The sequence below is a fragment of the Pseudoxanthomonas sp. GW835-FHT14C01 genome (assembly GCF_058793715.1).
Window position 1 is genome coordinate 180928 of sequence record NZ_JBXAGB010000001.1, and the last position, 25668, is coordinate 206595.

At 65.4% G+C, this 25668-nt stretch carries 28 protein-coding genes and 1 tRNA gene; 4 read left to right on the forward strand and 25 right to left on the reverse strand.

What is annotated here, in order from left to right; genetic code table 11:
* Positions 1-99 precede the first annotated feature (99 nt).
* From AC1Q5B_RS00795 to AC1Q5B_RS00810, 4 genes are all read right to left on the reverse strand, one after another.
* A complete protein-coding gene (locus AC1Q5B_RS00795; protein WP_492629846.1) occupies positions 100-1470 on the reverse strand; it encodes a pyridoxal-phosphate dependent enzyme in 1371 nt (456 codons plus the stop codon).
* Positions 1471-1579: 109 nt separating this feature from the next.
* A complete protein-coding gene (locus tag AC1Q5B_RS00800) occupies positions 1580-1798 on the reverse strand; it encodes an HP1242/YdcH family protein (protein WP_055940917.1) in 219 nt (72 codons plus the stop codon).
* A gap of 356 nt (positions 1799-2154) precedes the next feature.
* Positions 2155-3051 carry an OmpA family protein gene (locus AC1Q5B_RS00805; RefSeq protein WP_492629847.1) on the reverse strand — a complete coding sequence of 299 codons (897 nt, stop codon included), beginning with the start codon at positions 3049-3051 and terminating at the stop codon, positions 2155-2157.
* Entirely contained in the window at positions 3048-3443 is a 396-nt protein-coding gene (locus AC1Q5B_RS00810; RefSeq protein WP_492629848.1) for a DUF4398 domain-containing protein, read from the reverse strand. Before AC1Q5B_RS00810 ends, AC1Q5B_RS00805 begins: the two co-directional genes overlap by 4 nt.
* A gap of 94 nt (positions 3444-3537) precedes the next feature.
* Between AC1Q5B_RS00810 and AC1Q5B_RS00815 the strand changes: the two genes are divergently transcribed.
* Positions 3538-4674, forward strand: coding sequence for a PilT/PilU family type 4a pilus ATPase (locus AC1Q5B_RS00815; RefSeq protein WP_492629849.1), 1137 nt, complete (start codon positions 3538-3540; stop codon positions 4672-4674).
* A gap of 65 nt (positions 4675-4739) precedes the next feature.
* On the opposite strand, the gene maiA is transcribed toward AC1Q5B_RS00815, so the two are convergent.
* From maiA to rplM, 6 genes are all read right to left on the reverse strand, one after another.
* Positions 4740-5399 (reverse strand): maleylacetoacetate isomerase, encoded by a 660-nt coding sequence (maiA, locus tag AC1Q5B_RS00820; protein WP_492629850.1) that lies wholly within the window; start codon positions 5397-5399, stop codon positions 4740-4742.
* A 98-nt stretch (positions 5400-5497) separates the two neighbouring features.
* Positions 5498-6487 (reverse strand): fumarylacetoacetate hydrolase family protein, encoded by a 990-nt coding sequence (locus tag AC1Q5B_RS00825; RefSeq protein ID WP_492629851.1) that lies wholly within the window; start codon positions 6485-6487, stop codon positions 5498-5500.
* 62 nt (positions 6488-6549) lie between these two features.
* Positions 6550-7287, reverse strand: a complete 738-nt coding sequence (locus AC1Q5B_RS00830) for a 2OG-Fe dioxygenase family protein (RefSeq protein ID WP_492629852.1) — start codon at positions 7285-7287, stop codon at positions 6550-6552.
* Between the two features lie 78 nt (positions 7288-7365).
* Positions 7366-7440 (reverse strand) — tRNA-Gln (locus tag AC1Q5B_RS00835).
* Between the two features lie 33 nt (positions 7441-7473).
* Entirely contained in the window at positions 7474-7866 is a 393-nt protein-coding gene (gene rpsI / locus AC1Q5B_RS00840; RefSeq protein WP_056879499.1) for a 30S ribosomal protein S9, read from the reverse strand.
* A gap of 2 nt (positions 7867-7868) precedes the next feature.
* Positions 7869-8297, reverse strand: coding sequence for a 50S ribosomal protein L13 (rplM, locus tag AC1Q5B_RS00845; protein ID WP_055936916.1), 429 nt, complete (start codon positions 8295-8297; stop codon positions 7869-7871).
* Between the two features lie 191 nt (positions 8298-8488).
* Between rplM and coq7 the strand changes: the two genes are divergently transcribed.
* A complete protein-coding gene (coq7, locus tag AC1Q5B_RS00850) occupies positions 8489-9130 on the forward strand; it encodes a 2-polyprenyl-3-methyl-6-methoxy-1,4-benzoquinone monooxygenase (RefSeq protein ID WP_492629853.1) in 642 nt (213 codons plus the stop codon).
* Positions 9131-9138: 8 nt separating this feature from the next.
* Here coq7 and sugE read toward each other — a convergent pair whose 3' ends face one another.
* Positions 9139-9459 (reverse strand): quaternary ammonium compound efflux SMR transporter SugE, encoded by a 321-nt coding sequence (gene sugE / locus AC1Q5B_RS00855; RefSeq protein WP_492629854.1) that lies wholly within the window; start codon positions 9457-9459, stop codon positions 9139-9141.
* A gap of 179 nt (positions 9460-9638) precedes the next feature.
* A complete protein-coding gene (gene speD, locus AC1Q5B_RS00860) occupies positions 9639-10433 on the reverse strand; it encodes an adenosylmethionine decarboxylase (protein ID WP_055936923.1) in 795 nt (264 codons plus the stop codon).
* A 186-nt stretch (positions 10434-10619) separates the two neighbouring features.
* Here speD and crp point away from each other — a divergent pair, with 186 nt between their 5' ends.
* Positions 10620-11306: a cAMP-activated global transcriptional regulator CRP gene (gene crp / locus AC1Q5B_RS00865; RefSeq protein WP_238391179.1), complete on the forward strand. Its 687-nt coding sequence runs from the start codon at positions 10620-10622 to the stop codon at positions 11304-11306.
* Positions 11307-11758: 452 nt separating this feature from the next.
* Positions 11759-12508 carry a sulfite exporter TauE/SafE family protein gene (locus AC1Q5B_RS00870; protein WP_492629855.1) on the forward strand — a complete coding sequence of 250 codons (750 nt, stop codon included), beginning with the start codon at positions 11759-11761 and terminating at the stop codon, positions 12506-12508.
* A 77-nt stretch (positions 12509-12585) separates the two neighbouring features.
* Here AC1Q5B_RS00870 and AC1Q5B_RS00875 read toward each other — a convergent pair whose 3' ends face one another.
* From AC1Q5B_RS00875 to virB11, 13 genes are all read right to left on the reverse strand, one after another.
* A complete protein-coding gene (locus AC1Q5B_RS00875) occupies positions 12586-14430 on the reverse strand; it encodes a peptidoglycan-binding protein (RefSeq protein WP_492629856.1) in 1845 nt (614 codons plus the stop codon).
* A 97-nt stretch (positions 14431-14527) separates the two neighbouring features.
* Positions 14528-15394, reverse strand: coding sequence for a hypothetical protein (locus AC1Q5B_RS00880; RefSeq protein ID WP_492629857.1), 867 nt, complete (start codon positions 15392-15394; stop codon positions 14528-14530).
* A gap of 75 nt (positions 15395-15469) precedes the next feature.
* On the reverse strand, positions 15470-15829 hold the full coding sequence (locus tag AC1Q5B_RS00885; RefSeq protein ID WP_492629858.1) for a hypothetical protein: 360 nt from the start codon (positions 15827-15829) through the stop codon (positions 15470-15472).
* A gap of 54 nt (positions 15830-15883) precedes the next feature.
* Entirely contained in the window at positions 15884-17113 is a 1230-nt protein-coding gene (locus AC1Q5B_RS00890) for a Tle-like phospholipase domain-containing protein (RefSeq protein ID WP_492629859.1), read from the reverse strand.
* 2 nt (positions 17114-17115) lie between these two features.
* Complete coding sequence (locus AC1Q5B_RS00895; RefSeq protein ID WP_492629860.1) at positions 17116-17670, reverse strand: hypothetical protein; 555 nt, start codon at positions 17668-17670, stop codon at positions 17116-17118.
* 303 nt (positions 17671-17973) lie between these two features.
* Positions 17974-18615 (reverse strand): DUF4189 domain-containing protein, encoded by a 642-nt coding sequence (locus AC1Q5B_RS00900; RefSeq protein WP_492630927.1) that lies wholly within the window; start codon positions 18613-18615, stop codon positions 17974-17976.
* Positions 18527-19600 (reverse strand): TrbL/VirB6 family protein, encoded by a 1074-nt coding sequence (locus tag AC1Q5B_RS00905; RefSeq protein ID WP_492629861.1) that lies wholly within the window; start codon positions 19598-19600, stop codon positions 18527-18529. Before AC1Q5B_RS00905 ends, AC1Q5B_RS00900 begins: the two co-directional genes overlap by 89 nt.
* A 59-nt stretch (positions 19601-19659) precedes the next feature.
* Positions 19660-20442, reverse strand: coding sequence for a hypothetical protein (locus AC1Q5B_RS00910; protein ID WP_492629862.1), 783 nt, complete (start codon positions 20440-20442; stop codon positions 19660-19662).
* Between the two features lie 22 nt (positions 20443-20464).
* Positions 20465-22972: a VirB4 family type IV secretion/conjugal transfer ATPase gene (locus AC1Q5B_RS00915; RefSeq protein ID WP_492629863.1), complete on the reverse strand. Its 2508-nt coding sequence runs from the start codon at positions 22970-22972 to the stop codon at positions 20465-20467.
* Between the two features lie 4 nt (positions 22973-22976).
* Positions 22977-23291: a VirB3 family type IV secretion system protein gene (locus AC1Q5B_RS00920; protein WP_492629864.1), complete on the reverse strand. Its 315-nt coding sequence runs from the start codon at positions 23289-23291 to the stop codon at positions 22977-22979.
* Entirely contained in the window at positions 23284-23658 is a 375-nt protein-coding gene (locus tag AC1Q5B_RS00925; protein ID WP_492629865.1) for a TrbC/VirB2 family protein, read from the reverse strand. The genes AC1Q5B_RS00920 and AC1Q5B_RS00925 overlap by 8 nt, the downstream gene beginning before the upstream one ends.
* Positions 23659-23732: 74 nt before the next feature.
* Positions 23733-24542 carry a lytic transglycosylase domain-containing protein gene (locus AC1Q5B_RS00930; RefSeq protein WP_492629866.1) on the reverse strand — a complete coding sequence of 270 codons (810 nt, stop codon included), beginning with the start codon at positions 24540-24542 and terminating at the stop codon, positions 23733-23735.
* Between the two features lie 76 nt (positions 24543-24618).
* Positions 24619-25659 (reverse strand): P-type DNA transfer ATPase VirB11, encoded by a 1041-nt coding sequence (gene virB11, locus AC1Q5B_RS00935; RefSeq protein WP_492629867.1) that lies wholly within the window; start codon positions 25657-25659, stop codon positions 24619-24621.
* Positions 25660-25668: the final 9 nt, after the last annotated feature.

Sequence of the window (25668 nt, forward strand, 5' to 3'; positions counted from 1 at the left end):
ATGTTCCTTCAAGCAGCCGCGCATTCTACCAGCCGGGCCTTAACGTATCGTCCTTGTACCGCCGCCCGCCCCTGTCGGACGGCGGATCTGCCGCTTCGCCTACTGGGCGCGGCGTCGCAGGTAGTTGAGCAGGTCGATGCGGGTGATCAGGCCCAGGAAGGCGTCGCCGTCCGTGATGATGGCGACCTGCCCGCGGTCGAACACGGGCAGCAGCGCCTCGATCGGCGACCGCACGTCCAGCCGGTCGAGCTTGCTGACCATCGCGGTCGAGACGGGATCGCGGAACCGGGCCTCGTCGCCATAGACGTGCAGCAGCACATCGCTCTCGTCGACGATGCCGGCCAGCTTGTCGCCTTCCATTACCGGCAATTGTGAGACGTCGTACAGCTTCATGCGCTGGTACGCGGTGGTGAGCAGGTCGGTGGGGCTGACCACGACCGTATCGCGCTGGCTGTAGGGGCGCAGGATGAGGTCGCGCAGGTCGCCGTACTGGGGGCGGTCGATGAAGCCGTTGTCCAGCATCCAGTAATCGTTGTACATCTTCGACAGGTACTTGTTGCCCGTGTCGCAGACGAACACCAGCACCTTCTTCGGCGTGGTCTGCTCACGGCAGTACTTCAGCGCCGCAGCCAGCAGGGTGCCGGTGGACGACCCCCCCAGGATGCCCTCCTTCGCCAGCAGCTCGCGGGCGGTATGGAAGCTCTCGCCGTCGCTGATCGCATAGGCCTTCTTGACCCGGCTGAAATCGGAGATCTGCGGCAGGAAGTCCTCACCGATCCCTTCCACCAGCCAGCTGCCCGACTTTGTGCTCAGGACACCTTCGTTGATGTACTGGGTCAGGATCGATCCGACCGGGTCGGCCAACACCATCTCGGTCTGCGGCGAATGCTGGGCGAAGCAGCGCGACAGGCCGGTCATCGTGCCGGAGCTGCCGCAGCCGAAGACGATGGCATCCAGCTCGCCGTCCATCTGGCGCAGGATCTCCGGTCCGGTGCCGAATTCGTGCGCCGCCGGATTGTCGGGGTTGCCGAACTGGTTGACGAAATAGGCGCCCGGCGTTTCGCGCGCGATGCGCTCGGCCAGGTCCTGGTAGTACTCCGGATGTCCCTTGGCCACATCGGAACGGGTCAGGATGACCTCGGCGCCCATGGCCTTCAGGTTGAAGATCTTTTCCCGGCTCATCTTGTCCGGGACCACCAGCATGAGCTTGTAGCCCTTCTGCTGGGCCACGAGGGCCAGTCCGATGCCGGTGTTGCCGGCGGTGCCTTCCACGAGCGTCGCGCCCGGCTTCAGATCGCCGCGCTGCTCGGCGGCCTCGATCATCGACATGCCAATGCGGTCCTTGATGGATCCGCCGGGATTCGCGCTCTCGAGCTTGAGATAGAGGGTGCAGAGCCCGGTGTCGAGGCGCCTGGCCTGGACGATCGGCGTGTCGCCGATCAGCTCGAGTACGGAAGAGTGGATCGCCATGCGGCCGTGCATCCGGTGCGGTACAGGGCCGGGATTATCGCATCGGGTGACGCGGACGGCGACGGCCGACGAGGAGGCCGCCGCCGCCCGCGACGAGAAAGTCAGGCCATCAGTGGGGCTTGGCGTCGTAGATCCGGAGCAAACGCTCCTTGGCGTGCAGCTTCTCGCGCTTCATCTGGCCGAGCAGCGTGTCGTCGATGGGCAGCACGCCGAGTTCGGCGTCGGTGACCTTCTTGTCGAGCTCGCGATGGCGCTGGTAAAGCTGCTTGAACTCCGGATCGGCCTTGATGAGCGCATCGATGTCGGCCTGCGGTTGACCTTCGAACATGATCGTTACCTCCTTCAGCGGAAATACGAACGCCCCGGCCTTTGCAGGCACGGGGCGTTGGCTTGGGAGCGGAGCATCGGATCGACGGCGCGGGCGGTTCCCACCGGAATGCCCGCCACGGTCTGCTTGCCGGCGGCGGTCTCTAGGGGGATCGGGACGGGCGTCATCGGGTCGATTCTCCGGTGAGCCAAGCGACGGGAGCCGCTTGGGTATACGACCCTACTCCTGGACTTTCGGTCCGGCAAGCATCAAAGCAAGCCATTGATTACAAAGGGAATTATCAGAATGGCGGGCATTCAGGCAAGTCGCCCGAACGTCACCGGAGTTCGTCCAAACGACTGATTTACATGGGAAAATCATTGCGTAATGACGACATCCAGCGCACGCGCCTTCGACCCGGCACCCTTGGCGGCGCTCTGCAGCCGCGATTTCGGAATGCCGGCCGCTGTCAGCGCATCGCGCAAGGCGTCGGCACGGCGCTGGCCCGGCGTCTGGCTGTCGCCATAGCCTTCGATCCGTGCGCGGGCCTTGGGATTGGCCTGCAGATAGGCGGCCAGGGCCTTGGCGCTGGCGGTGCCACCCGCCGACAGCTTGGCCGAACCACCGCCAAAGGCATCCGCGCCCAGCGTGAACACCTCGCCCCGCGCCTCGAACTTGGACGCCGGCAGCTTGGCGCCGGACACCAGCTCGGCCTCTTCGCGCGCCAGCTTCAGCTCTCGCTGGCGTGCCGTGCTCAGGCGGTTCGCCTGCTGACCGGCGACCGTATCCAGCGTGGTTTCCGCTTCCTGGCGGGCCAGCGCTTCGGCTTCGGCGGCCAGGCGCAGGCGCTCGGTTTCTTCGGCCTGGATTTGCGCCTGCACGCGCAGGCGTTCGGCCTCCCGGCGCGCCCGCTCGGCTTCGCGGCGACTGGCTTCCACCAGCAACTCGCTGCGGGTGCGGTCCAGTCGGTCCACGTCACGACGCGCAGCCTGCGTCCGCGCAGCGATTTCAGCGATCTCGACACGCCGCTCGGCAATGTACTGCGCCGCCTCGCGTTGACTGCGGCGCGCCTTGTCGAAGGCTGCAATGGCGTGTTGCGCCTGCAATTTTTCGTAGGCTGCCATCTCGGCCAGTGCCGGGTCGGCCTGCAGCGAAGACAGCCGCTGGTTCAGCTGCGCGACCACGGGATTGTCGGCCGCTGCGACGGTCAATGACAGGGCGCTCAGCGCCAGGCCCAGTGCGGCCGACCGCACACGCAAGCGGGGGGCGCTCATCGCTTGCCCTCCGCGCCGATCTGCCGCTGCAGGTCGGCGATCTCCGCCTGACGCTGCGCCACTTCCGCCAAGGCCACCGCTTCCTGGCTGCGCGCCCGCGCGAGATCGGCGTCCACGGCGGCACGCTGCGCCAGATCCAGCGCCTTCTTCTTGTCGCGTGCGGCGTGCGCGGTCTGCGCCTGCGCCAGCGCTTGCCGCGCCGCAGCCAGAGGTTCGGGCGCGTACTGGTCCGCGTCCGCCTGGTCGGCGCGTTGCACGGCCTGCACCGCCGCCTCGAGTTCCGGCGTCGGCGCGCTCTGCGCGAAAGCGGGTGCGCCCGCCAGGGCGAGTGCCGCTACTGCGGCGGCCATCACATGCAGGGGCCTGCGGAAGTGTGCGAAGCTAACGATCATTAGGGGTGCCGTGACGTTGAGGGGTGCGCGCGGCCATTGTCGGAAGCCTTTGGCGCCGTTGCAACGTCGCCGCGCATCGTGGGGAGCTTTGCATATGGACATCGGCTATTTCCTGAAGCTGATGACCGAGAAGAACGCCTCGGACATGTTCCTCACGACCGGGGCGCCGGTCTACATCAAGATCGAGGGCAAGCTCTACCCGCTGGGCAATACCGGGTTGCCGCCCGGCATGGTCAAGAAGATCGCCTACTCGCTGATGGACGAGGGCCAGGTGCCGGTGTTCGAGCGCGAGCTCGAGCTCAACATGGCCATCGCCCTGCAGGATGCCGGCCGCTTCCGCGTCAACGTGTTCAAGCAGCGCGGCGAAGTGGGCATGGTCATCCGCGCCATCCGCAGCGTCATTCCGACCATCGAGGAGCTGAACCTGCCGCCGGTGCTGAAGGACATCATCATGACCCCGCGCGGGCTGGTGCTGATCGTCGGCTCCACCGGCTCGGGCAAGTCGACCTCGCTGGCGTCGATGATCGACTACCGCAACACCACCAGCACCGGCCACATCCTCACCATCGAGGATCCGATCGAATACCTGCACAAGCACAAGCAGTCGATCGTCAACCAGCGCGAGGTCGGCCTGGACACGCACGCCTTCCACAACGCGCTGAAGAATGCGATGCGCGAGGCGCCGGACGTCATCCTGATCGGCGAGATCCTGGACGCCACCACGATGGAAGCCGCCATCGCCTTCGCCGAGACCGGTCACCTGTGCCTGGCGACGCTGCACTCGAACAACGCCGACCAGACCATCGAGCGCATCCTCAACTTCTTCCCCGAAAGCGCGCACAAGAACGTGCTGATGAACCTGGCGCTCAACCTGCGCGCCGTGGTGTCGCAGCGCCTGGTCAAGGGCGTGGACGGGCGCCGCATGCCCGCCTCGGAAGTGCTGATCAACACCCCGATGATCCGCGACCTGCTGCGGCGCGGTCAGGTGCATGAAATCAAGGCGGCCATGGAAGAGTCGTTGGAGGAAGGCATGGAGACCTTCGACCAGTGCCTGTTCCGCATGGTCAAGGAAGGCCAGATCGAACAGGAAGAAGCGCTGCGCGCGGCCGACTCGCGCGACGGCCTGGCGCTGAAGTTCCGTCTCTCCGAAGGTAGCAAGGGCGAACACGACCCGTACGCGGACTACGACAGCGGCAGCAGTTCGCCGCGCATCACGCACGGCTTCGGCTGAGAACGAAGCAGGATCGCAGGCGGAAACGGGCGGGGATATCCGCCCGTTTCCGTTTCAGGCGCGCCTCAGGCGTTGGCGTCGGGCTGGTTGTCGGGCCGTGCCTGATCGAACGCGGGCAGCGCCAGGCAGGCCTGCTCGATGCGGACGATGGTCGGGAAGGCGCTCATGTCCACGCCGAAGCGGCGCGCATTGAAGACCTGCGGCACCAGGCAGCAGTCGGCCAGGCCCGGCGTCGCCCCATGGCAGAAGGCGCCCGTGGCCGCATCCTCGGCCAGCAGCGTTTCCACGGCCGCGAACCCTTCCACGACCCAGTGCTTGATCCAGTCGTCGCGCTCGGACGCGGGAACGTTCCAGGTCCCCTCGAAGTACTGCAGCACGCGCAGATTGTTGAGCGGATGGATGTCGCAGGCGATCATCAGGGCCAGCGCACGCACGCGGGCGCGGTCGCGCGCCGTCATCGGCAGCAGGCGTGGCGAGGGCCAGGCTTCGTCGAGGTATTCGAGGATGGCCAGCGACTGCCGGATCACCCGCACGCCGTGCTGCAGCGTGGGCACCATGTGCTGGGGATTCCTGGCGACGTAGTCAGGCGCGTGCTGCTGTCCGCCGTCGCGCACCAGGTGCACGGGCACCGTCTCGTACGCCAGCCCCTTGAGGTTCAGGCCGATGCGCACGCGGTAGGCGGCGCTGGACCGCCAGTAGGAATACAGCTTCAGTTGCTCAGCCATGCAAGCCGCTCCCCGCGGTTTGCGCCTTCGAATGCCCGGAATCCATGCCCCTGTCCACCCTGCTCCGTCCTGGATTCACACTGGGCCCGGGCGCGCCTTCAAGGCAAGGGTTGGGGCTCGATCCGCTGCTCGATCGCGCCAAAAATGGAACGGCCGTCACGGTCCGTCATTTCGATGCGCACGATGTCGCCGAAGCTCATGAACGGCGTGGACGGCTTGCCGTCGCGCAGGGTTTCAACCGTGCGCTTCTCGGCGAAGCACGACGCGCCCTTGGAGGTGTCCTCGTTGGCGATCGTGCCCGACCCGACGATGGTGCCGGCCGACAGCGGGCGGGTCTTGGCCGCATGCGCCACCAACTGGCTGAAATCGAACTGCATGTCCACGCCGGCTTCCGGCGCCCCGAACCACTCGCCGTTGATATGGGTGACCAGGGGCAGGTGCACCTTGTTGTCGCGCCAGGCGTCGTCCAGTTCGTCCGGCGTCACGAACACCGGCGACAGCGCCGAGCGCGGCTTGGACTGCAGGAAGCCGAAGCCCTTGGCCAGTTCGCCCGGAATCAGGTTGCGCAGCGACACATCGTTGACCAGGCCGATCAGCTGGATGTGGCCGGCGGCCTGCGCAGGGGTGACCGCCATCGGCACATCGTCGGTGACCACGACGATTTCCGCTTCCAGATCGATGCCGTGGTCTTCGCTGACCACCTTCACCGGATCGCGCGGTCCATAGAACGCGGCGCTGGTGGCCTGGTACATCAGCGGGTCGGTGTAGAAGCTCACGGGGACTTCTGCATTGCGCGCGCGGCGGACACGCTCCACGTGCGGCAGGTAGGCGCTGCCGTCGACGAACTCGTAGGCGCGCGGCAACGGCGCGGCCAGCGCCTGCAGGTCGATGTCGAAGGCGCCGTCGGCGTCGCCGGCATTCAATGACTCATACAGCGCGTTGAGCCGCGGCGCGGTGTTGCTCCAGTCCTCCAGCGCGCGCTGCAGCGTCGATGCGATGCCGGTGGCGCGCACGCCGCGGGCCAGATCACGCGACACCACGATCAACGTACCGTCGCGGCCACCTTCCTTCAGGGAACCCAGCTTCATCGGAACTCCAGATGCCGGCGCCCACGCGCCATGGTTTCAATTGTAACGAAAGAGGGCGGCGATCAGCCGGTGGCGGTATCGCCCTGGAAACCGTCCTTGCGGAAGGTCAGCACCAGCGTATCGCGATGGCCCTGCCCGTCCAGCGGCTGGATCGGGGTGGACTCGTGGATGACGCGTTCGTCATCGAGGAACAGCAGCGACCACGGAGCCTCCAGCGTGAAACGCTGTCCGTCCGGTCCGGCGGCGGCGAACACCCTGGTTTCAGCGCCCTTGATGCCCTGTCGGTCCAGCAGCAACACCGCGACGAAATCGACGCCGTCGCGGTGCGCGCCTTCAGGCGTCGGCCGACCGATGCCGTCGGTGGTATCGATGCGGAACTGGTGCGCCTCCACAAACCAGGGGCGTTCGCCCTTGAGCGCGGAACACCAGCGTCCCAGCCCCACCAGCAGCTGGCGCCAGGACGGGGCTTCCGCGACCGCCGGCTCGATCGGCTCGAACCAGCGCTGCATGCCACCGTGCAGGGCGTTGTAGTCCAGCGACTGCCAGTGCGCGCGATGCGGCGCCTGCTGCAGACCGGCCGCATCGATGATGAAGCAGGAATGCCGGCGACGCCGGTAGCGACCGCCGTCCTTGAGATAGCCGTCCACTTCCAGCCGGTTCCAGCTCGGCAGCAGTGCATCGAGCGCCTCGAGCCTCGCGTCCACGGCGTCGGCCATCGCTCGCGGCTCGAGTACCGCATAGCCGCGCTCCTGCACGCGGCGCACGGCCTCGTCGGCGGGACAGAACGGAGGTTGGAACATCGCGACCATCGGCATGACCCCATAACGCAAAAACCCGCCAGAGGCGGGCTTTTGCGGATGTCCGGTTGGACGTCAAATTGGCAGCCCCGGATGGATTCGAACCACCGAATGCCTGAGTCAGAGTCAGGTGCCTTACCGCTTGGCGACGGGGCTGTATAACCAGTGACGCGTAGTGTAGCGCGTCTGTTAGCGCTTGGAGAACTGCGTGGCGCGACGCGCCTTGTGCAGGCCGACCTTCTTGCGCTCGACTTCGCGGGCATCGCGGGTCACGAAGCCTGCCTTGCGCAGTTCCGACTTCAGCGTTTCATCGTATTCCACCAGCGCGCGGGCGATGCCCAGGCGGATGGCGCCGGCCTGGCCGGTGATGCCGCCACCGGTGGTGGTCACGGTGATGTCGAAGGTCTCGGTGTTCTTGGTCAGCTCCAGCGGCTGGCGCACGATCATGCGACCGGTCTCGCGGCCGAAGAACTCGTCCAGCGGACGACCGTTGACCGTGATGTTGCCGGAACCCTTGCGCAGGAACACGCGGGCGGTGGAGGACTTGCGACGGCCGGTGCCGTAGTTCTGAGTGATAGCCATGATTAGATGTCCAGGACCTGCGGCTGCTGAGCGGCGTGCGGATGATTCGGGCCGGCGTAGACCTTGAGCTTGCGATACATGTCGCGGCCCAGCGGACCCTTCGGCAGCATGCCCTTCACGGCGGTTTCGATGACGCGCTCCGGGTGGCGCTCCAGCGCCTGCGCCAGGGTCTCGGTCTTCAGGTTGCCGATGTAGCCGGTGAAGCGGTGGTACTTCTTGTCGGCCAGCTTGTTGCCGGTGACATGGATCTTCTCGGCATTGATCACGACGAGGTAGTCGCCGGTGTCAACGTGAGGGGTATAGACGGGCTTGTGCTTGCCGCGGAGGCGGCGTGCCAGCTCGGTGGACAGGCGACCGAGGGTCTTGCCTGCTGCGTCGACGACGTACCAGTCACGCTGGACGGTCTCGGACTTGGCGGTAAAGGTGCTCATGTAACTCTCGTGTGTCTGGTCGGGCGGATTCCGCGGTTTCCCGGGCGGAACTTTGCCACGCGTTGTGAAGGGTGAAACAGAAGAGGCGGGATTGTACGGGGCCTTGCCGCAGTGCGCAACCCTGAGGTACCCCCGGCCCATCGGGTCTTCCAGGGCAGACGTCGGGTCCTCCGAAACGGCACAATGGCCCCATGACGACGCGGACCTTCTCGCCCCTCGATCACTGGCTGGTGGAAGCGCAGCGCGGCCTGGACACCGTCTTCGGCAGTCCGCCCGCCCAGCGCGCCAATCCGGCCGGAGATACGCCCGAGGTCGCCCTGGAGCCGGCCGAGCAGCGCCATGCCGCCGGCCTGATGCGCATCAACCACGTCGGCGAGGTGTGCGCCCAGGGCCTGTACTTCGGCCAGGCCGCCGTGGCCCGCGATGACGCCACCCGCGCCCACCTGATGGACGCCGCGCAGGAGGAGACCGACCATCTCGCCTGGTGCGCGGAGCGCCTGCGTGAGCTGGACAGCCGACCGAGCCTGTTCAATCCACTCTGGTACGCCGGCAGTTATGCGCTGGGTGCAATCGCCGGCCTGCGCGGGGACGGCTGGAGCCTGGGCTTCGTGGTCGAAACCGAGCACCAGGTGGAAGCCCACCTGGACGAGCACCTCGAATCGCTGCCGCCGGCCGACCTGCGCAGCCGCGAGATCCTCAAGGTCATGAAGGCCGACGAAGCCCGCCATGCCGACCATGCGGAACAGGCCGGCGCCCGCGTCCTGCCCGCGCCGATCCCGACACTGATGGCCGGCGCCTCCAAGCTGATGAAGGCTGTGGCCTACCGGCTCTGACGCCCGCCCTACGAGGCGGACGCCAGCTTCAGGCCGACGATGCCGGCCACGATCAGGCCGACGCAGGCCAGCCGCACGGCCGTGGCAGGCTCCTGGAACAGCCACATGCCCACGAAGGCCGTCCCCACCGCGCCGATGCCCACCCAGATCACATAGCCCGTGCCCAACGGGATGTGCTTGAGCGCCGCCGCCAGCAACCAGAAACTGGCCGCCGCCGCGACCGCGGTGATCACGCTCGGCCACAGACGGCTGAAGCCCTCGGAGTACTTCAGCCCCACCGCCCACACCACTTCCAGCAATCCCGCCAGCACCAGATAGACCCACGCCATACGTCACCTCCTCAGGTTGATGCCCGGGCCATAACGCGAAGCGGCCCGGAACTTGCGTTCCGGACCGCCGTCGGTCCTGATGCGCGGCTCGCGCCGCGGGCGGGTCGTCCCGCCGTGTATGTGGGCAGACTAGCGCGGGCCACCCGAACCGGATGTAACCCGCGCCCGCCGCCAACCCGTCATTCCGGCAGGTTGCGCCCGTGGTACAGCTCTTCGATCTCCCGCTTCAGGCGCGCCTCGATCTTCATGCGCTCCTTGAACGACAGGTTCTTGGCCTTCTCCTCGAACAGGTAGTTGTCGAGGTCGAACTCCTTCAGGTGCATCTTCGTGTGGAAGATGTTTTCCTGATAGACGTTCACGTCGAGCATCTCGTAGCGCGACTTGATGTTCTTGGCCAGGAAGTCCTGGATCGAATTGATCTTGTGGTCGATGTAGTGCTTCTTGCCCTTCACGTCGCGGGTGAAGCCGCGCACCCGGTAATCCATGATGACGATGTCGGATTCCAGGCTCTCGATCAGGTAGTTCAGCGCCTTCAGCGGCGAAATCACGCCGCAGGTCGCCACGTCGATGTCGGCGCGGAAGGTCGCGATGCCGTTGTCCGGGTGGGTCTCCGGATACGTGTGCACCGTGATGTGCGACTTGTCCATGTGGGCCACCACCGCGTCGGAGATGATCTCCTTGCCCGCATCCTTCTTGTCGATCACCGGCTCCTCGGAGATGAGGATCGTCACCGACGCGCCCTGCGGATCGTAGTCCTGGCGAGCGACGTTCAGGATGTTGGCACCGATGATCTCCGCCACGTCCGTCAGGATCTGGGTGAGGCGATCGGCGTTGTATTCCTCGTCGATGTACTCGATGTAGCGGCGGCGCTCGTCCTCGGACGAGGCGTAGCACACGTCGTAGATGTTGAAGCTCAGCGCCTTGGTGAGGTTGTTGAAGCCTTGCAGCCGCAGGCGAGGCAGGGGTTTTACCACGGCGGTGGTCCCTCTCAGGGGGTGTCGGATAAGGGGGCGGATTATGCGCCATATGGGATGACAGCGAAATGTCCGTGACCCATCCGTCGGCACACCGTCACAAACTGGCCCAGCCCTTGCATGGCCTGCGTTTGCCGTTGGCTACGTATTCGGACTAAGCTTCCTGAATTACAAGCCGTGACCACCATGAGCCCAGGCATCCCCCTTGCAGCCCCCGCTCGCCCCGCCGCCAGCCCGCTGACGCCGGACAACGCCACGCTTGAGCGCTTCCTGGCCCACAGCCATAGGCGCCGGTATCCCGCCCGCGCCGACGTCTTCCGCCCGGGTGATCCGGCCGGCACGCTGTATTACGTGGTCAGCGGCTCGGTCAGCATCATCACCGAGGAAGACGACGACCGCGAACTGGTCCTGGGTTATTTCGGCTCCGGCGAGTTCGTCGGCGAAATGGGCCTGTTCATCGAGTCAGACCGCCGCGAGGTCATCCTCCGCACCCGCACCCAGTGCGAGCTGGCGGAAGTGAGTTACGAGCGCCTGCACCAGTTGTTCCTGGGCACGCTGTCGGCCGATGCTCCCAAGCTGCTCTACGCCATCGGCGCCCAGCTCTCGCGTCGCCTGCTGGATACCAGCAGGAAGGCCAGCCGCCTGGCGTTCCTCGACGTCACCGACCGCATCATCCGCACCCTGCACGACCTCGCCCGCGAGCCGGAGGCCATGAGCCATCCGCAAGGCACCCAGCTGCGCGTGTCCCGCCAGGAGCTGGCGCGGCTGGTCGGCTGCTCGCGCGAGATGGCCGGTCGCGTGTTGAAGAAGCTGCAGGCGGATGGCGCCCTGCACGCACGCGGCAAGACCGTCGTGCTGTACGGCACACGCTGATCGCATCTGTCCGTGCGGCGGCTCCTTGAGACCCGCCGCCGGCGCTCCCTGCGCCTCTCTGCTCGACGTCCGGCACCGTTGCCCGGCCATCTCTGTCACCTCCGTACGTCCGTCGTCAGCGCGCAGATGCTGCGGTGGATGCGTCCGCGGCGCCGCGCCGGCTGACGACTGACGCTGGACTATGACGGTCGTCCGGCACCCGGATCACCGCCCTTGTCATGGATCCGGGTGACCAGCGTGAGGAATCCATCGACAACCGATGGACGAGACCATGCCGGCTGCATGCGACCCGAACCGACGACCACCCGCGCCGCATCGAAACACCTGCGCGCCTGCGATGTTGCCGGCACGCCGATACGCCTCGCCCTGCCACTCGGCACAGCGTGTTCGATCGCACCCTGTATCCTGCTTTCCGATACCCACGGCACCCCACGCCGGACGGAAACATCGGGATGGAGTTTGGCAGCGGGTTTTTCTGGTTCGTCCTCATCGGTCTTGGCGCGCAGTTGGTGGATGGCGCGCTCGGCATGGCGTTCGGCCTGATCTGCTCGTCGATCCTGCTCAGCATGGGCCTGCCGCCGGCTGCGGTAAGCGCCAGCGTGCACGCCGCCGAAGTGGTCACGACAGGGGTGTCCGGCGCCTCGCACGCTTACTTCCGCAACGTCGACAAGCGCCTGTTCTGGCGACTGACCGTCTCCGGCTCGATCGGCGGCACGATCGGTGCCTATGTGTTGACCCGGCTGCCAGGCGACGCCATCCGACCTTTCGTCTACCTGTACCTGCTGGCGCTGGCCGTGCTTATTCTCGTGCGTTCGTTCGGCCGCTGGATGCCGCGCGAACAGGTCAAGCGCGTCCCCGTACTGGGATTCTTCGCCGGTCTGCTGGATGCCACCGGCGGCGGTGGCTGGGGCCCGCTGGCCACCTCCACCCTGCTCGCCCGCGGCGGCCAGGCGCGCACGACCATCGGCACCGTCAGCGCCTCCGAGTTCGTCATCACCCTGGTCGTGTCGATCACCTTCATCCTGACCATCGGCCTCGACCATCTGGAGATCGTACTGGGCCTGCTGGTCGGCGGCGCGATCGCAGCGCCTTTCGCCGCGTGGTTCGTGCGGCACGTGTCCGAACGCATCGTGCTGAAGGTGGTTGGCGTGCTGGTGCTGTGCATCAGCCTGTACCAGATCGGACGCGCCTGGCTGACGTGAGCGCGCCGCACGAGGAGCCTCGCCATCGCTCCTTAGCGCATGGGCCGGTGTCCCGGCCCATGCACACGATCGCTCTGTCAGCGCGAAGCGCCCGTCTGGTCACGCGGCTGCGCGACCTGCTGGTCGGCGACCGGCTGCTCCTTCTGCTGCCATCCCTGGCCGCCAGGCGTCTTCAGATAGTCGTCCAGCGCCTGCCGCATGGCGCGATCATCGCCCCCGTGCATGGCGGCGAACATGCGATCCACGAACGAGCGCTGGGCATCTTCGCCTCGCGCATTCTGCGGCGTGGTCCCGGCAGGCACCGTCTCACGTGCAGCATCGCGTGTCGCCGTCGTCAACGCCGCGCGGGAGCGATCGCCGTATTCACCATCCACCTTCAGGCCACGCTCCTCCTGGAAGGCACGCAATGCGTGCTCGGTCTGCGGGCCGAACTTGCCTGACGCGGTTTCCAGCGGCTGGCCATCGGCGCCGCGGTAGCCCAACTGGTTGAGTTGCTGCTGCAGCTCGCGCACGGAGGTGCCCGATGAACCCTCCCGCAGCACCTCGGGCGATGCGGTCCGCGCGGGAACGGTGGCATCGCGTTCGGCACCACGCAGGTGCGGCAGCGGATCGACCTGCCGGCCATCGCGCCACATCTCGAAGTGCAGGTGCGTATCGCCCTGCGCCGGCGTGTTGCCGGTCCTGCCCATGGTGCCGATCTGCTGCCCGGCTTCCACGCGCTGCCCGTTGCGCACACTGAACTCGTCGAGATGGAAGTACTTGGTCAGCGTCCCGTCGTCGTGCCGCACGTGGACGGTATTGCCGGCCGCCCCGTTGTTGGGCCGCACCACCACCGTTCCCGCGGCAACGGCCACTACCGGATCGCCGACATCGCCCTGGATATCGATGCCGCCATGGCGCCGGCCACCGCTGCGCGGCGTACCGAATTCGCCCCGGCCTTCACGCGGCTTGTCGGCTTCGTTGATGTCGCGGTTGCCGGGTGTCGGCCACGCCAGCCCGCCCTCGCGCTGCTGCGTCTCCACGGGCCGGGCGCGGTTGCGCTCCTGTTCGGGCAGTGCGAGCTGTTGCGCGATCGCTTCGCGCGTGCGCGCATCGGCGTTTCCGGTGGCTTCCAGCTGATTCGCCGTCTGGAAGGCGCGGACGGCGTCCTGTGTCCTGCCGCCGTAGATGCCGAAGCGCGTTTCCAGTTCCGCGCCTTGGCCATCCCGGAAGCCAAGCTGGTTCAACGACGTCTGCAGGGCACGGACCTCCTCTCCGCGCTCGCCGTTCTGGAGAACGCCATCGGCCAGCGGCGACGTACGCTCGCGCACCGCTGCGTCGGGCTGGCCGGCCTGGATGCCGCGATCGGGAATACTGATCGCGGCGTACTTGCCATTCCAGTACTGTGAGAAGGCGGTCGCCAACTCGCGATCACCGAGCCCACGCAGTTCGTCGGTCGTATGGCCCGTCAGCCGCTCGGCATCGCGTGCACTGATGTTGTTGAGGATGTTGCGACGGGTATCGTCACGGGTGAAATCGCCCGTCGCGATCGCGCTCTGGATGGAGGCGTAGCCTGCCGCGCCCTGCTGGTGGGCGAGATACAGGTCCAGTCCGCTGGGTGCTTCCTGGCCGGACAGGAAGTCGTGCCCGCTGCGCGACTGCCGGCGCGTGATGTCGGCCAGGTTGTCGCGATAGAGTTCCGCTGCCGCGCGTGTGCTCTCCGCCGGGTCGAACTCCCTGCCCGCGATGCCGTACTGCGCCGCGGTGCCGGGCATGAACTGGAACAGCCCCTTGGCACCGCTGGGGTTGCTCGCGTCGGGATTGAAGCGGCCGCCCGTCTCGATGTAGGCGAACCGCAGGAAGTCCTCGCGTGGAATACCGCTGGCTTGCGCCTGGCGTTCGACGATGTCGAGGATCTGTTCGCGGGTGTACTGACTGGCCATCGTTGGCTCCTTTGCTGATGTGCGCGACCGAGGGGTCGCAGAACGTCAACCGGGCTCCTCCATGAGCCTGATGCAAGTCGGTCAACTGGAAATCGGGCTATTTTTCGTAGCGTTCGCTCGTCTCGTCGAAGGTGTAGACCACATCATCCGCGCCGGTCATGTCGCGGACCTTTCCGGGCGAGGCGATGGTCGTTCCCTTGGAAGACACCTTCAGGGTCGGCAGGCCCTCACCCGCTTGCTCGAACGTCAGCGTCCCGCTGCTTGCGGCGCAAGACATCACCTCACCGCCATCGCATGCCTCGCTGTTGTCGTAGCCGACAGGAATGCTTCCCAGATAGCCCCAACGCCTGAAGCCCAGCTTGTCCACATTGCCGGGGTCGAAGAGGAGCAGGCTGAACATGCGTACATCGGTGCCATCCACGAAGTCCAAGGTAGGCACTGCCAGCAGGTAACGTCCATCGCCGGTAGTGAACGACTGCGCCTTCCGCGAATCATCGATCTGCTCCGCCCGCCCCATCCTGCCGAACTCGCCGACATAACCGTCCGTGTCAGGCTTGGACCACTCAGGCTTGCCGTCTTTCTCGACGCGCGTGAAGGTCGCTTGAGAGATGGCGACATGCTCGGGATCCATCATGCCGTCGTCGCCCTCCGGACCCTCGCCCTGGCTTTTGCTGCCGAAACCGGTGAAGTAATGCGTTCCATTGAGATCGAACTCATGGCCGTACCAGTAGCTGACGGTGGCACCGCCGTCGACCTTGTAGCTGACCGCACCGTCGCCATCGCGCTGGTAGATGAAATACAACACGCTGTCCGCGGAGGGCGGCTTCAGCTCTGACATGTCCTGATCCTTCTTCTGGGGGGCTGCGCCCTGGGTCACTGCATCCGCGGGCGTCGGCGCCTGCGCATCGCAGCCGCCGGCGAGTACCGCCATCGAGACCAGGAGCAGGGAGGAAAGCTGTTTCATGCGCTGCAACCTCTTGTGGGCAGTTCCATGGGGTGATGCGACCACCGCGGCATTCCGGGCATCCGCGCGCGGTCATCAGTGGCTGATGGGCGTGTACTCAGGCCTGCCGCTGCCCTCCCAGCGCCCCGAGGTGATGGCCTGCGGGCACACACTCAGGTACTGCCGGAACGACAGCGTGTCGTCCTGGGTCCAGTTTTTCCCGTACGGATTCGGCGGCCTGCAGTAAGGCATCAGCATGTACGCACCGGTGAATGGAGGCATCGGCTTCCAGCACGGCGCAGGATTGCGCTTGATGTCCTGCCCCTGCGTGCAGAACACGAACGGATCGTCCATGCGGTAGTACAGGCGCTGGTAATAGCCACTCGTGGACTGCGCGCTGAGATCGAACAGCACGAGAAGGCTCAGCGGAATGATGAACTTGATACCTCGTTTCATGGCTACGCTCCTCGTAGGACATGGACATGCTTGCGCCGTCCGGGGATGCCGCGGTCAGCGTGCGACATCCACCGGCGGTTGCCGCTCGATCTGTTGGTTGGCCAACGCATGTTCCCGTGCCGCGATCTCCGACTGGTGCATTTCGATGCGCTCACGCCACGCCTGTCCCATGGGCGATGCCTGCAGGTCGCGTTGCGCCAGTTGCAGTGCCGCGGGATCGCGCGCGCGCGCCGCCGCCAGCAGTCGATCCACCTCGGGATTCGATCGTCCGGCCTCGCGAGTCGTTTCGTCGGACCCTTCGATGCGCCGCGGCGCATCGAACTGCGACGCGCGGTCCGAGCGCTGACGCTCGTCGCGTACCGCCGGTTCGCCGGCTGGCAACGGGCCGCGGATGCGGTCGATGCCGTCCAGCACCAGGCCAAAGGGCCCCCGGGTCGTGACGGTCACGGCGCTGCGAAGATCGCCGACATCGTCCCGGTAGTCGGAGATGATCCTGCGATGCGCTTCCGCAAGCCGTCGTGCCGCGGGATCTTCCAGCGCGGACCGGTCGGGCCGGCCGTCGCCGTCCACCGGCAGGAAGTTGTGCATGCTGTGCGAGCCGCCCGACATCACGGTGGCCGTCAGCGGCATGTCCCGCTGCAGCAGATCGCGCACGATATTGTCGTGGTAACCGGTGCGGTGCAGCGTCTCGATTTCCCGCGGCGTGGCGTAAGTGCGTACCTGGCCGTAATGCGGACTGGCGGAACTGACCGCGTCCACCGCCATCACATGGTTGGTGACCCGGTCGCCGCCCTCCGGGATGCGCCGGTCCAGGCTGGCCGCACCGTAGGCGTTGAATGTCTCTCCACGCAGGTCGAAGTGGTGCGCCGACACCTGCGCCAGCGTGCCTCCCAGCGAGTGTCCGGTGACCGTGACTTCGGGCGCGGTCCTGCCGGGTTCGCGCCCCTGGCGTTCCGCGTACTCCACTGCACGACGGGTCAGTTCGATCGCATCGGCGGCCTGGCTGTTCGTGCGCGTGAACACCATGCCGGCGTCGGCGATCACGCCGTCACGGAAGGCCTCGCGGCCGAACTCGGTGCCGCGGTGCGCGGCCACGACCGCGCCGCTGGCCTCATGCTGGTAGATGGTGCCCTGGTAACCCGTGCGCGGGTTGTCGACGTAATCGATCACCCGGTAGCGATCGCCGCCGATCACCACGTCCTTGTTGACCAGGTCGTGCATCTGACCGCCCCGGTCATAGCTGTGGTCTGCCAGATGGGCGTACTGCTGCGGCGTGAGTCCCATGGTCAGGCCTCCTTGGCGGTCAGCACGATGCCGAAGAAGTCGTCACGCTGATCCGCCGGGACCTTCTGCAGGTCGGGCTGGCCGAAGTCCCGGTAGCCTTCCGATCCCGCTTCCTTCGGATAGCGTGCTTTCCAGTAGTGGAACGCCTTCGGTGTTCCCTGCGGCAGTTCGTCGCCATTGAGCTTGGCGATGAAGTGGGTGTCGCCCTGGTCTCCCGGCGCACGCAGCTGCACCTGCGCCTGGATCAGCTTCCAGTGGCACACGCCGCGCCCGTGGTAGTCGGCGTCGACCATGCCGTCGGTGTAGAAGACGCCCGCGTACTCGCTGTCGGATACGCGCTCCAGGCGGAACGGGATGTCGTGCGTGGGCACCGGCGACGTGTGTCCGCCGGAATTTTCCTTCGGCGGCGGCAGGCATTCCTGGTTCACCACGTCGTACTGGGCCGCGCTGGACACGACCTCCAGCGGACCGGGCGCGCCATCGATGCGCAGCGTCAGCCGGTAGGCCTGGCGCGGAGAGGGGTTTTCGGTGAACTGGGGGCTGGTCTGACTGTTCATGGCACCACTGCAAGCTGTCTGGGAAAGGAGAAGGAGAATCGAGGCGATCTTCGCCAGCGGACTTCGCCCCATGGGTCTATCATCCATCGCGCACTCCTTCCTGATGAATAAGGCAAGCAGGAATCTGATATCCCATGCTCATCACAATCGCCCGCCATGGCCGGACCAACGCCCGCCAATCGCTTCTGACGAGCATCTCTACCTTGCCGCCCGCGCTGGCTGGCAGCCACCGGCCATTGTTCCTTCATCCAACGACATCAACCACTCCCAGTCTGGAAGCACCTACGGAATAGCAAGACGATCTCATTGAACCAGTACAGGCTCCGAACAGGCAGAGTAGATAATCGAACACTCGCCGCCGCCGCGTGATTTCGAACAGGCGGGGATCGCCAACTTGGTCGCCTCGGCAATCGTTGCGGCTCCCTGCACAAGCGCAGCACCACCCGTTGGCGTGCCGGCTTCCGATGCCCACGCGACAACCGCGCATTGATTCTCGTAAGCAATCGCCAACTGGCATTTCGTACCACCGAGACGCTTGCACTTGTCCATCGCCTCTTGGCGAGCCTGCCTCTTGGAGAAGCGTCCAACGGATGTACCCACCTCTCCCGTCTCGCTACTCATCGCGATGGCGCCCCACGTGAGCTTCCATCTCGGTTTTGGAGCGGCAGGCTGCGCCTGTTGTTGCGCTCCCCCGGTCGGCAGACACTGGGAGCTTCCCGGCGTAACACCTTGTGGACAGGCCATCTGGGCCGATGCTGGTAAACACAGCGAGGCGAGTACAAGAGAGACGGATGCCGCCCATGAGTAGGCCAGCGTTCGACAGTGAAACAAGAGATTTCTACACATGCCAATCTCCTTAAGCCACGCGTGGCCCTGAAGTGGGGGTAACGGTTGGCTGATAGGTCGGTGTCGCGACATTGGCAGTTGGGGCCGGAGCCGGCGCATATCCACCGCCCGGCCGCGTCGGCTGCATCGCCTGCCCCTGCCCAAACGCGTTGTACGCCATGAACTGACCGACGGTGCCTTGGAAGAACGCGGCCGCCATCGGCGGGACGGTGACAAGGAACAAGGTCATCAGCAGGCCGAGGCCACCCTGCTGCATCGCCATGCTGCTGACGCCCTGTGTCGACGTGTTGGTCGCCAGCAACGCCACGTACTGGGCGGCGAACGAGACCGCCACCACGCCCAGCAGCTTGGAAATCATCGATACCGTGAAGCTGAGTACGGCCAGAGAGAACATGGTGCCGACGCCGTACCAGATCCATTTCTGGAACATGCCCTTTGTCTGCTCGAATCCCAGCGTCAGGATGAAGAACGGCCCGAGCCCGACGAAGAGCGCCATGGCCATCTTGTACATCAGCAGGATCGCACCCCCCATCAGCGACGGGCCCGCAACACCCACGCCCGTGAACCACATCGTGCGGGTCTTCGCTTCCTGCAGGGTCTCGTCGAAGCTGGTGTAGAGCGCGTCGATGGCCACCATCGCCAGCTCCATCTGCTGCAGGTTGTCGTCGATGGAATCCTCCGGACCCTCGTCGTCACCCGTCACCAGTTCATTGATGGAGCGCGGCATGTCTTCGGTCAGCAACTGGTGGATATTGCTGCTGCCCATCGCGAAGGTCGTCGCCACCGTGATGATCAACACCCACTTCAACGACTTCACCACCAGTTCCATCATGAACTGCCGCGACTGTCCGGTCACGATCCGGTAGCCCTGCAGCAGCACCCAGAGCGTGAGCAGGACGAAGGCGACACCGCCCACCCACTCGGCCATCTCGCCGAGCAGGTTGTCGCGGAAGACGTTGATCTCCTCGTCCACCCAATCGAAGATCAACCTGAAGAACGCCCAGCGTTCCACGGCACCGATCGCCGCTTCCATGCCGCGCAGCAGGGGAGCGAGTCCGTTGTCCAATGAAGGCAAGTCCACCATGTTCATTCCTTCGTGCTGCCCCGCCGCATCCTGCGTCGAAGCCTGTGTTACGGATCAGGTCAATGCCGACGCCTGGACTGTGCCGCGTCCAGCGCCAGCTTCAGCGTGCCGATGCCTACCGCACCGCCGATTAGCCCGCCCAGCCCGCCGGGTCCCGACGCACTCCCCTTGCCTTCGAGCGCCTGCTGCGACAGCGTCTTGCTCGCTTCCTGCAGGTAGCCGATCCGGGCCACGTAGGCGTCCATGTAGGTCTGCTGTTGCTGGCGATCGATCTCCATCTGCGACATCAGCAGAAGGATGCGGTTCGTGTTGTCCTGCAGCTTGCCGACTTCGTGACTGCGGATGTTGCCGCGCTGTCGCTTCAGCTCGTCCAGGTAGCGCTGGCGCTGGGTCGTCACCTCGTACATCTTCAGCGAATAGTTGTACTTCGCCAGCTCGGTGTTGACGATTTCGCGGCAGAGCTGGTACTGCTGCTGGGCGACGCCGCTGCTGGCCTGCTTGCAGCGGTTGTCGGCATTCATGTTCACGCCGCTCTGGGTCGGCTGCGCGTGCTGCAGCTTCTCCTCCGGCTCCGGCGCGGCCTTGCTGTCGTCGTTGTTGCCGTTGAACGACTCGAAGACCTGCTGCTGGTACAGCTCGCGCAGGTTGCCGTTCACCGTGCCATTGCCGTTCCCGCTGGCGCTGGTCGTGCCGATGCGGCCGTTCATGTCCTGCAGCTTGGTGTTGGCCGCGTTGTCGACGACCCGCCATTGCGCCTGGGCGCTGGAGACGGCTCCCACGCCCATCACGAGCAGGGCGACGGCGACATGGCGGGCGACGGCGGATGATTTCGGGTACTTCATGGTGGTGTCCTCTGCTATCCGTTCAGCGTTGGATGCTGGAGTAGGTGGGCCGCGTGGAGCGCGGGCCGGTGGAACAGTCTTCCCGGGGTGACGATGACGCGGGTGCCTCGCGACGGCTGCGCGATCCCTTGCGCTCCTGCTGGAAGCGCGGCAGCCACTGCTCGGGCAACAGGTCGGCCTTGTCGATCCCGAGGCGCAGCGCCTCGTCCTCGACGATCCGATGCATGATCTCGATGTTGTCGGTGCTGGCCGAGATCACGGCCAGCGCGTCGTCCATGCCGCGCAGGTTGAGCTGGCAGACCGTCGAGGCATGGCCCTGCTTGACGAGGAAGCAGCGGGAGCGCTCGTCCAGGCTTTTGATCACCTCGAACTCCGCATCGGTCAGTTTCAGGCCGTCGATGTAGTCCTCGCGCGCGGCGTTCGGATTCGGCAACAGGATCAGCGTGGCGGTCTGTTCGATCAGCGCCGCCGAGATGTCGCTGGCCAGCGCATCCTCCGGGCTCTGGGTGGCGAAGATGCCCAGGCCGTTCTGCTTGCGGATCGTCTTCTGCTTGTTCTTGGCGAAGTCCTTCAACGCACCGCCACCGTCGAGGATCTTCCAGAATTCGTCCATCACGTAGATCAGCGGGCGGCCGTCGATCAGCTCTTCCAGCCGGTGCAGCAGATAGTTGATCACCGGCACGCGGATCTCCGCGTTCTCGATGACGTCGGTGTAGTCGAAGCCGATGATGCTGGCGCGGCTCAGGTCGATGGTATCCACCGGATTGTCGAACACCCAGCCGAGCGCATTGCCCGCCGTCCACTTGCGCAGGCGCGCATAGAGTCCGTCGTCACCCATGTTGGGCAGGCTCTTCTGGAAGTTGGTCATCGACCGCAGGTGCAGCGGCATGTCCAGCATGGCCTCCACCGCGCGGAACACGTCCTCGTCCTCGCGCGCGGTGTAATGCGTCTTGGCAGCGAGCACCTTGATCAGGCCTGCGAGGAACTGCACGTTGGCGTCCGTGCGCTCGCACTGGAACGGATTGAAGCCGGTCGGCTGGCCGTTCTCGAGCGCCAGGTAGTTGCCGCCACAGGCGCGTACGAAGATCTCCGCGCCTCGGTCCTTGTCGAAGAAGAAGATCGTCGGCACCGGATCGAACTTCTGCACCTGGCTGAGCAGGAAGTTGATCAGCGCGGTCTTGCCCGTACCGGACTTGCCGATGACCATGGTGTTGGCGATCGCCTTCTCTCCGAGCGAGTTCTCGGCCGGATGGGTGGCGTGGAAGTTGAAGTAATACGGCTGCCCGTTGGTGGTCTGCAGCACGGTGACGCAGTCGCCCCACGGATTGTTGTCGCGCTTGCCGGTCGCGAAGTTGTGCAGTGGCGACAGGCCCAGGAAGTTCAGCGAGCTGACGTTCGCCAGGCGGGTGCGGTAGCGCCAGTTGCCGGGCAGCTGGGAATAGAAGGACGAGCAGACGGCCAGGTCTTCCTTGGCGGAGACAAAGCCAGCGTTGGAGAGCTCGGCACGGGCCACGGCCACGTTCTGCGAGAGACGCTGCTGGTCTTCCGCGTACAGGGTCATGATGAAGTGGTACTCGCCCAGCACGAAGTTGCCGGAGGCGACCTGGTCCATGGCGCCGTCGAGCTCGGCGATCTGGCTGACCGCCTTGTCCCCGGACGAGATCATCATGCCCTTGGTGCGGTCGAGCACCTTCAGTGCGTCCTGGCGGCCCATCGGGCTGAACGAATGGGTGATGACGTACTCGAAGTCGAGGTACTTCAGCCCGTTGAGGATGCCGGGCCAGGTGCCGTCGGTGTATTCCTTGATGTTGAGGATGGCGCCGAAATGGTTCTGGCCGTCCGGCGTGCTGACGACGAAGTCGCCCGTCTTGGACGAGAACATGTGGCGGCTCACCGCGAGGTAGTCGTACAGCGGCGCGCGCAGTACTGGCACCGGCTCGGAGATGCGGTTGAGCACGAAGGCGAAAAACTCCAGCGTCTCGGAGAACACACCGCCCGCGTCGGACTCGTACATACCCAGTCGCGCCGGCGCATAGTCCTTCAGGACTGCCTCGACGTTGCCCGCCAGTTCCATCAGCTTGGCTATCGCCTGATCCTGTTCCGCCTGCAGTCGCGGCACGTTGGCGGACTTCTCGACGAACTTCTTGCCCATCACGATGGGCCGGTAGATCATCGTCAGGTAAAGCTCGTTCTGCATGATCTTCTGCGCGGACAACGCGTCGAAGTAGCCGTCCGACAGTTCCTGGTTGAACGCCTGATCGAACCGTGCACCCGAACGGACACGCCCGCGACGCCGCAGATCGTGCACCCAGAACGCGACATTGACGAAATCGGGCGCGCGCAAGGTCTGCAGCATGCGATTGAACGTGTTGTGGCGATGTTCCAGTTCCCACTCCTCGCGCCCCACGAAAGGCAGCCCGTCCAGCCGCCAGGTCAGCAGGAAATCACCGCCCGTCGTCTTGACCACGTGCGGCGACACGTGGGCGGACAGGGGAATGAACTCGGCGATGGACAGGTCGGGCGCGAGCATGGGATCAATCCGGAATCGAGTCGTCGAAACGCTTTCGGTAGCTGTTGGGCGTGAACACCCACATGCCCTCGTGGTGGCGCAGGTTCCGGACACGGGTCCGGAACTGCCAACGCAGGCCGAGCAGCCGGAAGATCATCTCGTCGCGGCGCGCCATCTGCCGCATGATGAAGATGACCACCGGCAGCAAGGCCAGGAAGAACATGTTGAAGTAGAACGTGAGCAGCAGGCAGCCGCCCGCCCCGATCGTGAAGGGAACGTAAGGAACCCCCATGAACATGGGCGGGCGCGTGCAGCCCCTGAACAGCACGTTCTTATGCATAAGGCGTCAGCATCTGGCCAACGGCCATCGCAGTGGACGTCACGTCCGCCGGCAGCAGCATCTTCGCGATCTGTGCAGCGGCCCCGATCAGGAAGCCACCGATCAGCACAGGCGCCACGTCACCGATGCGCTTGTGGTTGAACGCGATCTGGTAGCCCGCGAAGATCACCGCGATCGTCACGATGGCGATCGATGCCACGTTCAACAACGAGTTGATGTTGGTGAAGAAGCTGGTGACCCGCCCCTGCGCGCCGGTGGCGTCCTGGGCGAGCGCCAGCTCGGGAAACGCCAGCGCGATGGTGGCGACGATCACCATGATCGCTGCGCTGGAAGCCTGCTTTGCCTGAATAACCTGCATGTTGTTCATAGTCGACCCCAAATGGTGGTTGCAACGGTGGGTGGCACTTTCGCGTGCCGATAAGCCATCCCTGGCGGGTTCTGCTAGAAGACGAAAGCGTCATCCCTCCCGGATGTCTGCACGGCCTGCGGCGCTTGCGGCGCCACGGCGGTGTTCTGGTTATAGGCCTGCACGAGCACGGGCGCGTCGGCGGAGACCTGTGCGATGGCCGGTGCCGTCATGGGCGTGATCGGTGCCGGCACTGCATTCGGCGCTATAGCGGTCGGCCGGGGTACCGCGGCCACGGCGGGCCGCTCCACAGTCGCGCGGTCGCTCTTCGCTTCTTCGATGCGACGCGCCACGCGCGATGACGTCGTGCCCGCGGCACTCGCTCGCGGCACCGCACGCGATGGATTGGCGGCGGTGCGCCGATCAATCACGGGGATCGCGGGAACAGACGGGACCGCCTCCTTCCCCGCTTGCCGCTGCCACGACGCGAACACCTTCTGAACATAGCCGTGCCGATAGCCGGTGGTGAAGTTGCCGGAGTAGTAGCAACTGAATGCCTTGCCCCAGTCGCTGCCGGACCGCGAGTAGCATTCGGCCAGAATGCGCGAGCCCGCCTGCAGATTGGGGCAGACATCGAACGCCTTCTCGTAACTGTTCAGACCCTGTCTCGCCAGGTTGTAACGGTTGACCTGTGCCAGCCCCAGCGAGAAGTTGTAGCCGCGTTCCTCCAGCATCTTCGCAGTCGACAGCGCCTCGGGCAGGTTGCGCGGCTGGCGCGCCAGCCGGCCTCCGACCACGCCGATCGCGTAGGGATTGAATGAGGACTCGACCTTCACGACGTGCTCCATCACCGTCGGCGGAACCGCCAGTCCGGTACAGCCCATCAGCTCCATGCCAGGCAGCATCAGCAGTTCCTCCCTGGATGGGAAACCGCTCGACGGCCTTGCAGTGCATGGATGATGTTCATGTGCGTTCTTCTCCTCAGGACGCCAGCGCACGGGCGGGATCGAAATCGATGCCGGTGATGTAGCGGCGCCCGGCGTGCGCCTTGATGTGCACCACGATGTCGATGGTCATCTTCAGCAGGCGCTTGATGACCTCGAACTCCAGGCCTGCGCCCTCGGCGGAGGCCTTCACCATCAGCGCGAGCTGGTCCCAGGTCTGCGCCGTACTGCCGGCATGACAACTGGTGATGGAACCGGGGTGACCCGAGGCGCAGTTGCGGATGAAGTAGAACGATTCGTCGCCGCGTAGCTCGGCCAGGATGATGCGGTCGGGCTTCATGCGCAGGCAGGCTTCCATGCAGTTCTTGGCGGTGACGTTGCTGGCGCTCTGGCCACCCTTGGAATACAGCAGGTGCACCACATTGGGCTGGCGGATGAACAGCTCGCGCGCGTCTTCGATCGTCACGAGGCGTTCCTGGTCGGGAATATGGTTGACGAGCGACTTCATGAACGTGGTCTTGCCGCTGCCGGTCGCACCGGCCACCACGATGTTCTTGTGGTAGTGCACGGCTTTGCGGAAGAACTCGGCGTAATTGCGGCTGCGCCGCAACTCCAGCAGTTCCTGGTCGTGCTCGCCGAGCACCTGCTGCTGCTCGAGGATCTCGTCGAAGAAGCCGTCCTGTTCGTACTGCTCCAGTGTCTTGCTGAACTTCGCCGGCAGACGGATCGTGATCGACACCTTGCCGGCATCGCAGGCCGGCGGGATGACGAACTGGGCGCGCTGGCCGGTGGGGAACGTCAGCGAGACCATCGGATCGATGTCGGTGATGCGCTGGCCGGTATTGCTCTCGTTGACCACGGAGGTGCAGAACTGGCGCGCACGCTCGAAGGTCAGCGTCGGCACATCCGCTTTCAGCCAACCCTCCCGTGCCGTCTCGAGATAGAGCTCGCCCGGGCGGTTGATGCAGATCTCGGTGACATCCGAGGAATGCATGTGCTCACCGATCCCGAGCACCTGGTACTGGTAGTCCAGGAACTCGTTGGAGACGCGGGCAAGGGGCTCGTTCTGCGTATCCATGCCTGCGCG